The following is a 12,595-nucleotide window of genomic DNA, read 5'->3' as shown; positions in this document are numbered from 1 at the left end:
GAGTCGGCACGCCGGGCCCTGCGGGTCGGGCTGCTCCTCGCGCCGCAGGGCCGTGCCGGGGACGCACGGGCTCAGGTGGAGATCGGGGTCAGGAGGATCCAGACGTGGCCGAACGGGTCGCGGAGCATCGCCTGGCGGGCGCCGTACGGCATGTCCGCGGGCGGTGCGAGGAGTTCCGCGCCGGCGTCCACGGCCCGGGCGCTCAGGGCGTCGACGTCCGGCACGTGGACGTGCAGGGCGACGGACGCCCCGGCCGCGTCCGGCGTGGTGAACGGGGCGTCGGCATCACCGAGCATCAGGGTCGCGCCGTGGATCCCGATCTCCGCATGCACGATGCGGCCGCCCTCTCCCTCCAGCCGGACGTGCTCGGAGGCTCCGAACGCGGCCTCGTAGAAGGTGATCGCTGCGGCGGCTCCGTCGACCATGACGTGGGGGACGACCGCGTTCCTGTAGTGCTCGGGGATGTCCATGCCGATCACGGTAGGCCGCTGCCGCAGGCCCCGGCACCGGGCGGAAGGCCCGCCTTCGCTCCGGCGGAGGACGTAGGACCGGAGCACTGAGCAGGGCACCTCCCCTGACGGCTCATCGGTGCAGGCGGTCTTTACGGGAACTGTCCTGGACATGTAAAACAACGTACTCCGGCGGCACCCTCCCGCCGTGACCCCCTCTCAGGTTCAGCGCCAACGCTCCCCGGGCGCCGTGCACACCCCTCGCGGTGCCCGTACCTCCCCACACTCCGAGGAGCACGATGCGCATTCCCCGCAGCACTGCCGTGGCCACCGCCGTCGCCGTCGTGGCGGGTGCACTGGTGTCCGTCGCCTCGCCGGCGGCGGGTGCGACCGATCGTCCGACGCCGGGGCCGCAGGCGGCCGCGGTGGCCCGGGCCGAGGCCGCGATGGCCTCGCACGCCGCCCAACTCGGTTTCAGCGAACGGCAGTCCAGCTCCGTCCGGGACGTCGTCACGGATGCCGACGGCAGCCGGCACGTCCGGTTCGACCGCAGCTACGCCGGCCTGCCGGTGCTCGGCGGCGACCTGGTGGTGCACCTGGGCCCGGACGGCTCCTACCGCGGCGCGGACCGGGCGGCGAGCACCGACCTGGCGGTGCCGTCGACCACGCCGTCCGTCCCGAAGGAGGCCGCGGCCGCGCAGGCGAACGGCGAGCTCGTCCGTGCCGTGCCGGGCCGGACCACCGTCCAGCAGGGCGCGCAGCCGCAGTTGGTGGTGGACGCCCGCTCCGGGAAGCCGCGGCTGGCCTGGCAGACCACCGCCTCCGGCACCGACTACCTGGGCAACCCGGTGGCGCGGACGGTGCTGACCGACGCCCGCACGGGCGCCCGGATCGACGCCTGGGACGGCCTGGAGACCGCGGCCGGCGACGGCGCCTCGCTGTACAGCGGGACGGTGCCGCTGGAGACCACCGCCTCCGGCAGCAGCTACCAGCTGAAGGACCCGACCCGCGGCAACACCTACACCGGCGACGCGGCCAACAAGACCGACCTGTGCTTCGGTTCGATCTGCTTCAGCCGGGCGCCCGCCACGCTGTTCACCGACGCGGACAACCACTGGGGCACCGGCGCCAGCTCCGACCGGGCGACCGCCGCCGTCGACGCGCAGTACGGCACCAACACCACCTGGGACTACTACAAGAACGTGCACGGCCGCTCCGGCATCGCCGGTGACGGCAAGGGCTCGTACAACCGGGTGCACTACGGCAGCAACTACAACAACGCCTTCTGGCAGGACAGCTGCTTCTGCATGACGTACGGCGACGGCGACGGCTCGACCTTCGGGCCGCTGGTGTCGCTGGACGTGGCCGGGCACGAGATGTCGCACGGCGTCACCTCGCGCAGTGCGAAGCTCAACTACTCGGGCGAGTCCGGCGGGTTGAACGAGGCGACCTCGGACATCATGGGCACGCTGGTCGAGTGGTACGCGGCCAACGCGTCCGACCCGGGCGACTACCTGATCGGCGAGGAGATCGTGCAGCCCGGCTTCGGCAAGCCCGCGCTGCGCTTCATGGACAAGCCCTCCAGGGACACCAAGTCGGCGGACTGCTGGAGTTCGAGCGTCGGCAACCTCGACGTGCACTACTCCTCGGGCGTGGCCAACCACTTCGCCTACCTGCTGGCCGAGGGCAGCGGCGCGAAGGTGGTCAACGGGGTCTCGTACAACAGCCCGACCTGCAACGGGTCGACGGTCGGCGGCATCGGCCGGGACGCCCTGGGCAAGGTCTGGTACCGGGCGCTGACCGTCTACATGACGTCCACCACCAACTACTCCGGTGCCCGGACGGCCACCCTCAAGGCCGCGACCGACCTGTACGGCGCCGGCAGCGCCGAGTACGCGGCGGTCGCCGCCGCCTGGTCGGCGGTCAACGTGAGCTGAGCATCGGCGCAGAACCGCGCCCCGCTCACCCGGCTCCCGGCCGGGCGGGCGGGGCGCGGTGCGTTCCCGGAGGAGGATGCTCAGGCCCGGCCGAGGGCCCGGTCGACCCGGATCTCGATCACCACGCGGTCCGGGTTGACCCGCGGCGGGCGGTAGCGCTCGGTGTAGCGGGCCACCCCTTCGGCCACCTTGTCCGGGTCCTGGCTGACCGTCGCCACGCCCTCCAGGGTGGCCCAGCGGGCCCGGTCGACCTGGCAGAGCGCCACCCGGGCACCCTCCGGGCCGGCCTCGACGACGTTGCGCACCTTGCGGCTCGTCCGGCTGCTGATCACCCGGGCGGTGAGCGTCTCCGGGTCGAAGGTCGCACCCACCGGCACCACGTGCGGCGTGCCGTCCGGTCGCAGCGTGGTGAAGGTGCACAGCTGGTACTCCCGCCAGAAGGCGAGGTAGGCGTCGTCGAGCGCGCGCAGGTCATGGGCCATGACCTGCATGTTACGGACCCGGGACGTCCCCGCTGCCTGCCGGGGAGCCTCCGGCGGTAGCGTGCTGGGCTGCAGTAGCGTGATCAGCCAGAGGAGACGGAGTGCCGGTGGCAGGGTTGGCCGAGCAGACGGCGGGTGGGGCGATCTTGGGACGGGCGGTACCGGGATTCGCGCCGTGGCCCCCTCAGGGGGACGGCAAGCAGCGCGGCAAGGCGCTGCGCGAGCGGGCTCCGCGGGCGGCGCACGCCCGCTTCGAGGTGTCGGACGACCGGCCGACCGTGGCCGAGGCGGTGGACGAGGCCAACATCGGGCGCCTGGAGCACCTGGTGCCGATAAGAGTGGGACGGATGGCCGCCTCGCCGTTCGCCTTCCTGCGCGGGTCGGCCGGGCTGATGGCCCACGACCTGGCCGACACCCCGGTGTCGGGCGTGGTCGCGCAGCTCTGCGGTGACGCGCACGCGGCGAATTTCGGCCTCTACGGCGACGCCCGCGGCCGGCTGGTCGTCGACATCAACGACTTCGACGAGACCGCGCCCGGTCCGTGGGAGTGGGACCTGAAGCGGCTCGCGGCCAGCCTGGTACTGGCCGGCCGCCAGGCGGGCGCCTCGGAGGACGTCTGCCGGCAGGCCGCGTTCCACGCCTCCTCCTCGTACCGCAGGACGGTGCGCAAGCTGGCGAAGCTGCCCGCGCTGGACGCCTGGAACGCGATCGCCGACGAGCACCTCGTCGCCTTCGCCGAGGCGCACGACCTCGCCGGGGTGCTGGAGGCGGTGGCGGAGAAGGCGCTGCGCAACACCAGTGCGCGCTTCGCGGCGAAGTCGACGGTCCGTCAGGACGACGGCGGCTGGCGGTTCACCCCGGCGCCGCCGGTGCTCAGCCGGGTGCCGGAGGCCGAGACGGCCGAGGTGGCGGGCTCGCTGGCCGCCTACCTGTCGACCGTGTCGCCGGAGATGCAGCCGCTGCTGAGCCGCTACAGCGTGCAGGACGTGGCGTTCCGGATCGTCGGCACCGGCAGTGTCGGCACCCGGGCGTACGTGGTGCTGCTGGTCGACCAGCGCGAGCAGCCGCTGGTGCTGCAGGTGAAGGAGGCACGGCCCTCGGTGCTGCTGCCGCACCTGGCCCGGGCCGGCTTCGCCGTCTCCGGCCTGCCGGTGCACGAGGGCCAGCGGGTGGTGCTCGGCCAGCGCCGCATCCAGGTGGTCAGCGACGTGCTGATGGGCTGGACGACCGTCGACGGACTCCCTTACCAGGTGCGGCAGTTCCGCAACCGCAAGGGCAGCGTCGACCCGGCCGCGCTGCGCCCCGACCAGCTGGACGACTACGGCCGGCTGACCGGCGCGCTGCTCGCCCGGGCGCACACCCACACCGCGGACGCGGCCCTGCTCGCCGGGTACTGCGGCAAGAGCGAGGAGCTGGACGTGGCGATGGCGGACTTCGCCGTCGCGTACGCGGACCGCAGCGAGGCCGACCACGCCGAGCTGCTGGCCGCCGTCCGGTCCGGCCGGCTGCCCGCGGAGACCGGTATCTGAGACGGCGACGGCCATCGGCGGACTCCGGTCCACCGATGGCCGATTCGCGTCCTTCCGGCGCGTGCGACGTACCCGTACGGTCGGGTGTCGGGACGGGTGCCGCGGCCGCGGCGCCCGCACGCCCACCGACCGCGCACCAGCACGAGTGAACGCCCGGGTGCCGACGCCTGGAGGACCGGATGACCACCGCGAACGCCGCGGCCCCCGACATGCCCGCCCTCGTCCCGCTGCACTGCCTGCGCCACGCCGAACCCGGCCCGCCGCGACTGGCCGCCCTGCCCACCGGCACGCCCGTCTGGGTGGTGACCCGGCACGCCGACGTCCGCAAACTGCTCGCCGACCCGCGCCTCGACCGGGCCTCGCTGTTCGCCACCGACGCCCCCGCCACCACCCTGGTGCCGAACCTGCTGGACGACCCGGAGGCCATCCTCAACCTCGACGGCGAGGCGCACCAGCGGCTGCGCCGCACCGTGCAGCGTGCCTTCACCCCGCGCTCGATCGCCCGCTGGCGGCCCTGGGTGGGCTCGGTGGTGGAGGACCTGCTGGACGGCCTGGAGGCGGCCGGGTCGCCCGCCGACGTGGTGGGCGCGTTCAGCCGTCCGCTGCCGGTCGCGGTGATCAGCCGGCTGATGGGCCTGGACGGACTGGACTACGAGCGGCTCGGCCGCTGGAGCGACCACGCGCTGTCGGCCACCGCGTACACCGCGGAGGAGATCCGGCAGGCCATGCAGGAGTTCGGCCGGTTCGGGCAGCAGGTCGTCGACGAGCGGCGCAAGGACCCGGGCGAGGACCTGGTGAGCAGCCTGGTCGAGGCCGCCGACCGCACCGAGGGCGTCACCGAGGCGCAGCTCGTCTCGCTGGTCTGCGGGCTGGTCGTGGCCGGCCACGAGACCACCATGACCTCGCTCGGCAACGCCCTGGTCTACCTGCTCTCCGACGGCGCCGACGGCTGGGCCCGGATCGGCGCGAGCGAGGCGGACGCCACCGCCGCGGCCGAACAGCTGCTGCGCGCGGTGCCGCTCGGCGACCAGGAGACGGCTCCCGGGCTGCTGCGCCGCGCGGTCGAGGACGTGGAGATCGGCGGGGTGCTGATCCCGGCCGGCAGCGTGGTCGCGGCGGACGCCCGCACGGCCAACCACGACCCGGCGGTCTACCCCGACGGCATCCCGCTGTTCGACGCGCTCGACACGCCGAGCCTGACCTTCGGCGCCGGTCCGCACCACTGCCTCGGCGCCTGGCTCGCCCGGATGGAGCTGGAACTCGCCCTGCACGGGCTGGCCCGCCGCTTCCCGCAGCTGCGGCTGGTGGACGCGCCGGACGCGATCGAGTGGCGGCGCGGCCTGCTGACCCGCAGCCCGCAGCGGCTGGCGGTGGCCTGGTGAGCACCGCGGCGGGGGACGCCGGCGCTCTCGAGGTCCGGGTGGACCGGATCCGCTGCGTCGGCACCGGGCTGTGCGCGGCAGCGGCCCCGGCGGACGTGCTGCTCGGCCCGGACGGCCGGGCGGTGCCCCGGCACGCCCGGGCCGAGGCGTCGGACCGGCTGACCGAGGCCGCCGAGATGTGCCCGACCGAGGCACTGACGGTGCACCTCGCGGCGACCGGCGAACTGGTCGCCCCGCTCGACTGAACCGGGCGCGGGCGTGTGAACGGTGCTGCGGGGGCTGCCCGTGCTGCCCGTGCCCGCACCGCGGGCCCCGGCGGGCCGTCAGTTCGGCACCGGCTGCGGCGCCTCGACCACCGCACCGGCGACCGCCGCGGCCGGTCCGCCGGCGCGGCGGTCCACCGCCCAGGAGACCGTGGCGATCGCGCAGCCGGCCAGCGCGAGCCCCGCGCCGACCAGGGTGGGCGAGGTCCAGCCCCAGCCTGCGCTCAGGGCGAGACCGCCGAGCCAGGCGCCCTGCGCGTTGCCGAGGTTGAAGGCGCCCTGCACGGTGGCGGAGGCGAGCGTGGGCGCGTTCCTGGCCTTCTGCAGCACCAGGGTCTGCACGGTCGGCACCACCGCGAACCCGAAGACGCCGATCAGCACGACCGTGGCGGCCGCCGACCACTCGGCGTGCGCGGTCACCGCGAAGCCGCCCAGGGCGAGCGCCATCAGCAGGAAGGCGGCGCAGATGCTCGGCCGCAGCGCCCGGTCCGCGGCCCATCCGCCGACGGCGTTGCCGATGGTGAAACCGACGCCGAACAGGGCGAGCACCAGGGTGACCGAGCCGTCGGCGAAGCCCGAGACCTCGGTGAGCAGCGGGGTGATGTAGCTGTAGCAGGCGAACAGGCCTGCGCAGCCGACGACCACGGTGGCCAGGGCGAGCCAGAGCTGTCCGCTGCGGAAGGCCGAGAGCTCGTGCCGCAGGCCGGCCTGCGGGTGGCTGGGCAGCGGCGGGACGAAGCGGGCGATCGCGGCGGCGCCGAGCCCGCCGATCGCCACGACGACGAGCATCGCGGCCCGCCAGCCGAGCTGCTGGCCGAGCAGGGTCGCCGCGGGCACGCCGAGGATGTTGGCGACGGTGAGGCCGGAGAACATCACCGAGACGGCGCGGGCCCGGCGGTGCGGGGCGGCGAGTTCGGCGGCGGCGACCGCTCCGGCGCCGAAGAACGCGCCGTGCGGCAGGCCGGTGATCAGGCGGGCGGCGGCGAGGAAGGTGAAGTTCGGGGCGATCGCGCAGAGCAGGTTGCCGACCGTGAACAGACCGGTCAGTCCGACCAGCACCGCCTTGCGCGGCAGTCGGGCGCACAGGGCGGTGAGCAGCGGTGCACCGATCACCACGCCGAGCGCGTACAGCGAGACCAGCCAGCCGGCCCGCGGGATCGAGACGTGCAGGCCGTCGGCGATGTGCGGCAGCAGCCCCATCGCGGCGAACTCGGTGGTGCCGATGGCGAAGGCGGTGACGGCGAGGGCGGCGAGCGCCGGGCCCCCGCCCTCGGACCGGGTCGGATCGACGGGCGGCGCTGGGCGCATGAGGGGCTCCGTGGTGCGCCGCCGGTGCGGCGGCTTCGCTGGACGGCGGGCGGTCGCCGCTGACCGCCGGAGGGCCGCGCCGATCCGCGGGTGAGGGCGGCCCGGGGGATTTCCGCCGGTCCGGCCGGGATCGGGCGTGTTCGCACCGAATGCTAGCCGCCGGGGCCGCGCCGGCTGCCCGCCGGGGTGTCAGGCGGCGGTGGTGAGCGTCCGGATCCGGCGGAGTTCGGTGACGATGTCGTTGAGGGTGAGGCAGTCGGGCGGCAGGTCGGCGAGGGCCGGGCGGCTGCCGGGTGCGTCGCCGCGGCCGTCGAGGGCGTCGGCGACGGCGTCCAGGGCCTCGGTGACCCGGCGGGCCGCCGGGGCGGCCGGCCGGGCGGCGCCGTGTTCCAGCCGGACGGCGCAGGCGGTGGCCGCGTCGACGATCCGTTCGGCGCCGGTGGTGACGCCCAGCCAGTCGGGGCCGCGGCCGGTGTGCAGTTCGGCGGCGGCGGTCTCGGCGGCGGTCCGCGCCTCGGCGAGTGCCTGGTAGGCGGCGCGGCGCAGTTCGGCCCGCTGCTCGGCGGCGTGGCCGGCTGGGTGCCCGTCGGGATCGCCCGGCCCGGCGGCCAGCACGTGCTGCAGGTAGCGGCGGGTGTGCCGCAGGGCGTGCGCGGAGCGGTGGCCGACCCGCGCCTGGGTGTCGGCGAGCCTCGGCAGGTGGCCGACGAGCAGCACCAGCAGGCAGGCGACGGCGGTGTCGGCCAGCCGGGAGGCCGCGGCCTGCCGGTCGCCGCCGACCGAGACGAAGCTCAGCACGGTCACCGTGACGACGGTCGTCTGCAGGGCGAAGTGCCGTACGGCGAGCGGCACCAGGGCGGCGCCGAGGGCGACCGCCGCGGCCGGCCACCAGCGGCCGGTGAGCAGCCCCGCGAGCGGCACGAAGGCCAGCACCCCGGCGGCGGTGCCGGCGAACCTGCTGACCACCCGCGAGAACAGCGGCCCGAGGTCGGGCTTGACCAGGAAGGCCGCGGTCGCCGGCAGCCAGTACCAGTGGCCGGTGTGCAGCAGCAGGGCGACGCCGGTGCTGACGGCCACGCACGCCGCCACCCGCAGGCCGTACTCGCGGCCCGCGGGGCCGGCCGGATGGACCAGCGGGCGCCGGGCCGGCGGCGGGGGCGCCCCGGGCGCGGCCGCGCCGAAGGCGACGCCGGCCTCCAGCACGGCGCGGTCGAAGGCGCTGCGTGCCGGGGTGTCGGAGACCGGTGCGGGCAGCGCGCCGGGGGCGGTGTCGCCCCGGACGGCCTCCGCCAGGCGGCGCGGTCCGTCGGCGATCCGGGCGGGCAGCGGCTCGCCCTCCCAGAGCAGGGCGACGGCGGCCTCGCAGAGCGCGGCGGCGGTGCCGAGCCGGGCGGCGAGCCGCAGGTCGACGGCGGGACGGCCGGGCCCAGGAAGCCGGATCAGGGCCCGCAGCCGCAGCGCTTCGTCGGCCCGGTCGAGGGCGGCGGTCAGGGCGCGGCGGGCCGGTTCGGCGGCCGGGGTGCCGACCGCCTCCAGCGCGTCGGCGAGCGCGTCGTACACGCCGGCGACGGCGGCCCGTTCGTCGTGCAGCCGGTGGCCGGGCCGGCGCACCGTCAGGCGGAGCAGCAGCAGCCAGGCGGCGCCGGCCAGGAAGGCCGAGGCGCCGAGCCAGGCGGGGACGGTCAGCTGCATGCCGCCGCCGACGGCGGTCAGCACCAGCAGTTGCAGACCGGCCAGCGACCAGACCGGACCGGCCACGCTGACCGCGCCCGACACCAGCCCCACCAGGGCGAGCACCGGCAGCACCCGGGCGCCGGCCCCGGCGCTCTGCCCGACCAGCAGGCCGAGCGCGCCCGCGAGGGCGGGGACGGCCATGTGCAGCACCCCGCTGCGCCAGGTGCCGGGACGGTCGTTGATGCCGGCGAACATCGCCCCGAGTCCGGCCAGCACGCCCACCTGCGGCTGCCCGGCCGCCAGGCACACCGCCAGCACCGGGCCGGTGCCCAGGGCGCCCCGTGCGACCGCGGCCCACGGCACCGGCCCGCGCTGCCAGCGCAGCGGGTGGAGCAGCCAGCCGGGTGCGGCCGCGGGGTGCGGCAGGGGGCGGCGCACGGTCCTCCTCGGGGTACGGGGCGTGGGCCTGTGACGGGTGTGCCACCAGCCTAGTGGGGCCGTTTGTCGGGGCCGCTGCGACCGGGTTACAGCCCTGTGTCGACCCGGATCGAAAGGCTTCCCCCACCTGTTGAAAAAGTTCTTGACCGCCCATCACCCCCACCACTACATTCCCCCCAACCCAATCGGTACGAAAACAGGGACAACTGACGTGGACTGGTACTTGGCTGTGCTCAAGAATTACGCGGGTTTCGGCGGCCGGGCACGCCGCAAGGAATACTGGATGTTCGCCCTGGTCAACTTCGCGATCTACGTCGTCCTGGCGATCGTCGGCAGCCTGCTGGACACCTCGCTGCTCACCGCGCTGTACGGCCTCGCCGTGCTGGTCCCCAGCCTCGCCGTGACCGTCCGCCGCCTGCACGACACCGGCCGCCCCGGCCTGTGGATCCTGATCGGGCTCGTCCCGCTGATCGGCGCGATCGTCCTCATCGTCTTCGCCGCGACCGAGGGCCAGCCCGAGGCCAACTCCTACGGCCCGAACCCGAAGCTCAGCCCGGCCGTGGCCTGATCCCCCACCCGCACCGACGAACGGGCCGGGGCAGCCGCATCGGCTGCCCCGGCCTTTCCCATTCCCCGGCGGCGTTCAATTCCCGTTCCCCCGGCACCGCCCCGGTGAATTTCCGATCACTTCCCGGACAATTTCCGAGAACGGCTCGAATCGTCCGGCCGGAATTCCGCCGTCCGGTCCGGCCGTACGCGGGGCCGCCCCTGACGGGACGTCGACTCCGCCGGGCCCGGCCCGCGGCGCGGCGGCACCACGGGGGCCGGCCGGGATCGGGTATACCTGGCAGGCGTGATCCGTAGACGTGTGATGGTGGCCGGGGTCGTGCAGGGCGTCTTCTTCCGCGACACCTGCCGGCAGCAGGCCGTCGCGGCCGGTGTCGCCGGCTGGGTGCGCAACCTGCCGGACGGGAGGGTGGAGGCCGTCTTCGAGGGCGAGCCGGCGGCGGTCGAGCGCCTGGTGGAGTGGTGCGGGCGCGGCCCGAGCCGCGCGGTCGTCGAGGAGCGCCGGGTCTCCGAGGAACCGCCGGAGGGCCTGACCGGCTTCGAGGTCCGGCCGACCGCCTGGTGAACGCGGTCTGACGGCGACATCCGCTCCGGCGCCGGACCTCCGGGGGTCAGGCGGCCCGGGCTCCGGCGGGGAGTCGGCCTTCTGCGGCGGCCGTGGCGAGGGCGGCGAGTGCCTCGGGGGCGCCGGCCTGCCCGCGGATGCCGGGGAAGGCGTTGACGTCGACGATCAGCGGCCCGTCGGGGGTGTCGAGGACGTCCACCCCGTACACCTGCAGTCCGAAGACCTCGCCCGTGGTGCGGACCAGTTCCGGCCAGCCGTCCGGCAGTGCGGCGACCGGCAGCTCCTCCCGCGCGACGGCGGCCGGCGCGGCGAGTTCGGAGCGACGGCGCTCGGCGAAGAGCGCTCCGCCGACCGCCCAGAGCTTGTGGTCCCAGCCGTCGTTGCGGGCCAGCGGCTGGACGACCACCGGCTCCCCGGGCCACTGCGCGGCGAGCCGGCGGGCGTCGGCGGCGTCATGCACGGCCGTGACCAGGTCACCGCGGCGGCTGTGCAGGCTCTTCACCACCACCGGCCCGTCAACGGCCCGGTCCAGTGCGGCGAGGTCGGCCGTCCGGGTCGGCGCGAAGGGCAGTCCGGCCGCCAGGGCCAGGTCGGCCATCCGCTGCCGGTCCTGGCAGAACGCGGTGGCGGCGACCGGGTTCAGCACCGGCACCCCGCGCTCCTCCAGCCGGGCGGCCAGCGCGAGCGCCTGCGGGGTGCGGGCCTTGAGCAGGCAGACGTCCGGTACACCGGGCCGCTCGGGGGCGTCCGGGTGCTGGCTGTCGACCGCGTGGCCGCCGGCGCGCAGCAGGGCGGCGGTGGCGGCCAGCAGCGGATGGTCCGGGTCGGCGGTGAGCAGTCTGACGTGCGCGCGGGCGCTCACGCGGCGCCGCCGACCGCGGCCGACAGGGTCCCGGCGACGCCCTGCGGCGGCACCGCGGCCACCGAGGGCCAGGAGGAGCCGCTGCGGGCCAGCCGGAGGACGGCACGGGAGACGCGGGCGACGGCCTGCGGGACGGCACGGAAGCTCGGGAAGTCGTTGACGTCGACGACGACGGGGCCGTCCGGGCCGAGCAGGATGTCGACGCCGTACAGGTCCAGGCCGAACACCTCGCCGACCTGGGCGGCGACCGCGGCGACCTCCGGCGCGAGGGCCACCGGCCGTTCGCGGTGCGGGTGGTGCGGGTGCAGCGGTGAGGTCCGTTCGGTGGCGAAGAGTTCACCGCCCGCGCTGTACACCTTGAGGTCGACGCCGGTGTTGGGCACGTACGGCTGGGCGATCAGCAGGCCCTCGCCGCCCAGGTCGGCGCCGATCCGGGCGAGTTCCTCGGGACGCTCCACCAGGTGGACGGCACGGCCCGAGCTGCCGTCGGCCGGCTTCACGACCAGCGGGTAGCGGGCGTCGGGTATCCCGCCGAAGTCCTCCCAGCGGGCGGCCGCCCAGGTGGTGGGGACGGGCAGTCCGCGGTGCGCGGCGATGACGGCGGCCTGGGCCTTGTCGCGGACGGGCCGGATCGCCCGGGCGTCGTTGACGGTGGTGAGGCCGACCGCGGCGGCGGACTCCAGCAGGCCGAGGCCGGGGCCGCCGGACACGGTCTTGAGCACCCAGGCGTCGTGGTCGCCGGCGCGCACCAGCTCACCGAGGTCGAGCAGCGAGCTGCCCGGGCGGACGACGTCGACCCGGTGGCCCCACGCGGTCAGTTGCCGCACCACGTCGAGCGGCATGCCGTCGTTCCGGTAGTGCTCCTCGACCAGGAAGCAGAACCTCATCCGCAACTCCCCTCCCCCCGGTCGGGCACCGTCGGCCCGGCCACAGCGCTCCAGGATGCCACGAACCATCCGGGCAAGATCGCCCAAGTCGTCCGCGAACGGCTACAAGCCGGTCACAGCCGGCGACCGGTGCGCGCACGGAGCGTCCCGGCGGGTGGGCTCTCCGGGCGGCCGGCCGACCGTCGCCCCGGACGCCCGACGGGGTGTCACCGGGCGGGCCGGGCACGGGATCCGGGCCTACCCGGGCGCGGA

The 12,595-nt window shown here is 75.5% G+C and carries 12 protein-coding genes; 6 read left to right on the top strand and 6 right to left on the bottom strand.

Annotation, left to right across the window (positions count from 1 at the left end):
- Window positions 1-71: 71 nt before the first annotated feature.
- Complete coding sequence (locus tag AB0442_RS23735; RefSeq protein WP_363546827.1) at window positions 72-470, bottom strand: VOC family protein; 399 nt, start codon at window positions 468-470, stop codon at window positions 72-74.
- Window positions 471-748: 278 nt separating this feature from the next.
- Between AB0442_RS23735 and AB0442_RS23730 the strand changes: the two genes are divergently transcribed.
- A complete protein-coding gene (locus tag AB0442_RS23730) occupies window positions 749-2,386 on the top strand; it encodes a M4 family metallopeptidase (RefSeq protein WP_366165144.1) in 1,638 nt (545 codons plus the stop codon).
- Between the two features lie 80 nt (window positions 2,387-2,466).
- Here AB0442_RS23730 and AB0442_RS23725 read toward each other — a convergent pair whose 3' ends face one another.
- Entirely contained in the window at window positions 2,467-2,868 is a 402-nt protein-coding gene (locus tag AB0442_RS23725; RefSeq protein ID WP_366165142.1) for a TIGR03618 family F420-dependent PPOX class oxidoreductase, read from the bottom strand.
- Between the two features lie 143 nt (window positions 2,869-3,011).
- Here AB0442_RS23725 and AB0442_RS23720 point away from each other — a divergent pair, with 143 nt between their 5' ends.
- The 3 genes from AB0442_RS23720 (at window position 3,012) to AB0442_RS23710 (ending at window position 6,024) form a co-directional block, all read left to right on the top strand.
- On the top strand, window positions 3,012-4,397 hold the full coding sequence (locus tag AB0442_RS23720) for a DUF2252 domain-containing protein (RefSeq protein ID WP_366165203.1): 1,386 nt from the start codon (window positions 3,012-3,014) through the stop codon (window positions 4,395-4,397).
- Between the two features lie 179 nt (window positions 4,398-4,576).
- Window positions 4,577-5,779: a cytochrome P450 gene (locus tag AB0442_RS23715; RefSeq protein ID WP_366165140.1), complete on the top strand. Its 1,203-nt coding sequence runs from the start codon at window positions 4,577-4,579 to the stop codon at window positions 5,777-5,779.
- Window positions 5,776-6,024, top strand: a complete 249-nt coding sequence (locus tag AB0442_RS23710) for a ferredoxin (protein WP_363546842.1) — start codon at window positions 5,776-5,778, stop codon at window positions 6,022-6,024. Before AB0442_RS23715 ends, AB0442_RS23710 begins: the two co-directional genes overlap by 4 nt.
- Before the next feature lie 78 nt (window positions 6,025-6,102).
- On the opposite strand, the gene AB0442_RS23705 is transcribed toward AB0442_RS23710, so the two are convergent.
- Together AB0442_RS23705 and AB0442_RS23700 are read right to left on the bottom strand one after the other, a co-directional pair.
- A complete protein-coding gene (locus tag AB0442_RS23705) occupies window positions 6,103-7,350 on the bottom strand; it encodes an MFS transporter (protein WP_366165138.1) in 1,248 nt (415 codons plus the stop codon).
- 189 nt (window positions 7,351-7,539) lie between these two features.
- The gene (locus tag AB0442_RS23700) at window positions 7,540-9,462 is read right to left on the bottom strand and encodes an FUSC family protein (protein WP_366165137.1); all 1,923 of its coding nucleotides are present in this window, start codon (window positions 9,460-9,462) and stop codon (window positions 7,540-7,542) included.
- A gap of 211 nt (window positions 9,463-9,673) precedes the next feature.
- On the opposite strand from AB0442_RS23700, the gene AB0442_RS23695 reads away from it, so the two are divergent.
- Both AB0442_RS23695 and AB0442_RS23690 read left to right on the top strand, forming a co-directional pair.
- Window positions 9,674-10,030, top strand: coding sequence for a DUF805 domain-containing protein (locus AB0442_RS23695; protein ID WP_344627732.1), 357 nt, complete (start codon window positions 9,674-9,676; stop codon window positions 10,028-10,030).
- 285 nt (window positions 10,031-10,315) lie between these two features.
- On the top strand, window positions 10,316-10,594 hold the full coding sequence (locus AB0442_RS23690; protein ID WP_363546850.1) for an acylphosphatase: 279 nt from the start codon (window positions 10,316-10,318) through the stop codon (window positions 10,592-10,594).
- Window positions 10,595-10,640: 46 nt separating this feature from the next.
- Here AB0442_RS23690 and AB0442_RS23685 read toward each other — a convergent pair whose 3' ends face one another.
- A complete protein-coding gene (locus AB0442_RS23685; protein WP_366165134.1) occupies window positions 10,641-11,456 on the bottom strand; it encodes an alpha-L-glutamate ligase in 816 nt (271 codons plus the stop codon).
- Window positions 11,453-12,343 (bottom strand): hypothetical protein, encoded by an 891-nt coding sequence (locus AB0442_RS23680; protein WP_366165133.1) that lies wholly within the window; start codon window positions 12,341-12,343, stop codon window positions 11,453-11,455. Before AB0442_RS23680 ends, AB0442_RS23685 begins: the two co-directional genes overlap by 4 nt.
- Window positions 12,344-12,595 lie beyond the last annotated feature (252 nt).

The organism is Kitasatospora sp. NPDC085895 (assembly GCF_040702125.1).
Taxonomy (GTDB): Bacteria; Actinomycetota; Actinomycetes; order Streptomycetales; family Streptomycetaceae; genus Kitasatospora; species Kitasatospora arboriphila.
Note: the sequence above shows the minus strand (reverse complement) of the source record. Positions and strands in the feature narration are given on the sequence as shown.

Excerpts from the sequence above, each read along its gene's own strand:
- AB0442_RS23730 (WP_366165144.1), top strand. The coding sequence starts at position 749 with ATGCGCATTCCCCGCAGCACTGCCGTGGCCACCGCCGTCGCCGTCGTG.
- AB0442_RS23705 (WP_366165138.1), bottom strand. The coding sequence starts at position 7,350 with ATGCGCCCAGCGCCGCCCGTCGATCCGACCCGGTCCGAGGGCGGGGGC.
- AB0442_RS23715 (WP_366165140.1), top strand. The coding sequence starts at position 4,577 with ATGACCACCGCGAACGCCGCGGCCCCCGACATGCCCGCCCTCGTCCCG.
- AB0442_RS23735 (WP_363546827.1), bottom strand. The coding sequence starts at position 470 with ATGGACATCCCCGAGCACTACAGGAACGCGGTCGTCCCCCACGTCATG.
- AB0442_RS23725 (WP_366165142.1), bottom strand. The coding sequence starts at position 2,868 with ATGGCCCATGACCTGCGCGCGCTCGACGACGCCTACCTCGCCTTCTGG.
- AB0442_RS23680 (WP_366165133.1), bottom strand. The coding sequence starts at position 12,343 with ATGAGGTTCTGCTTCCTGGTCGAGGAGCACTACCGGAACGACGGCATG.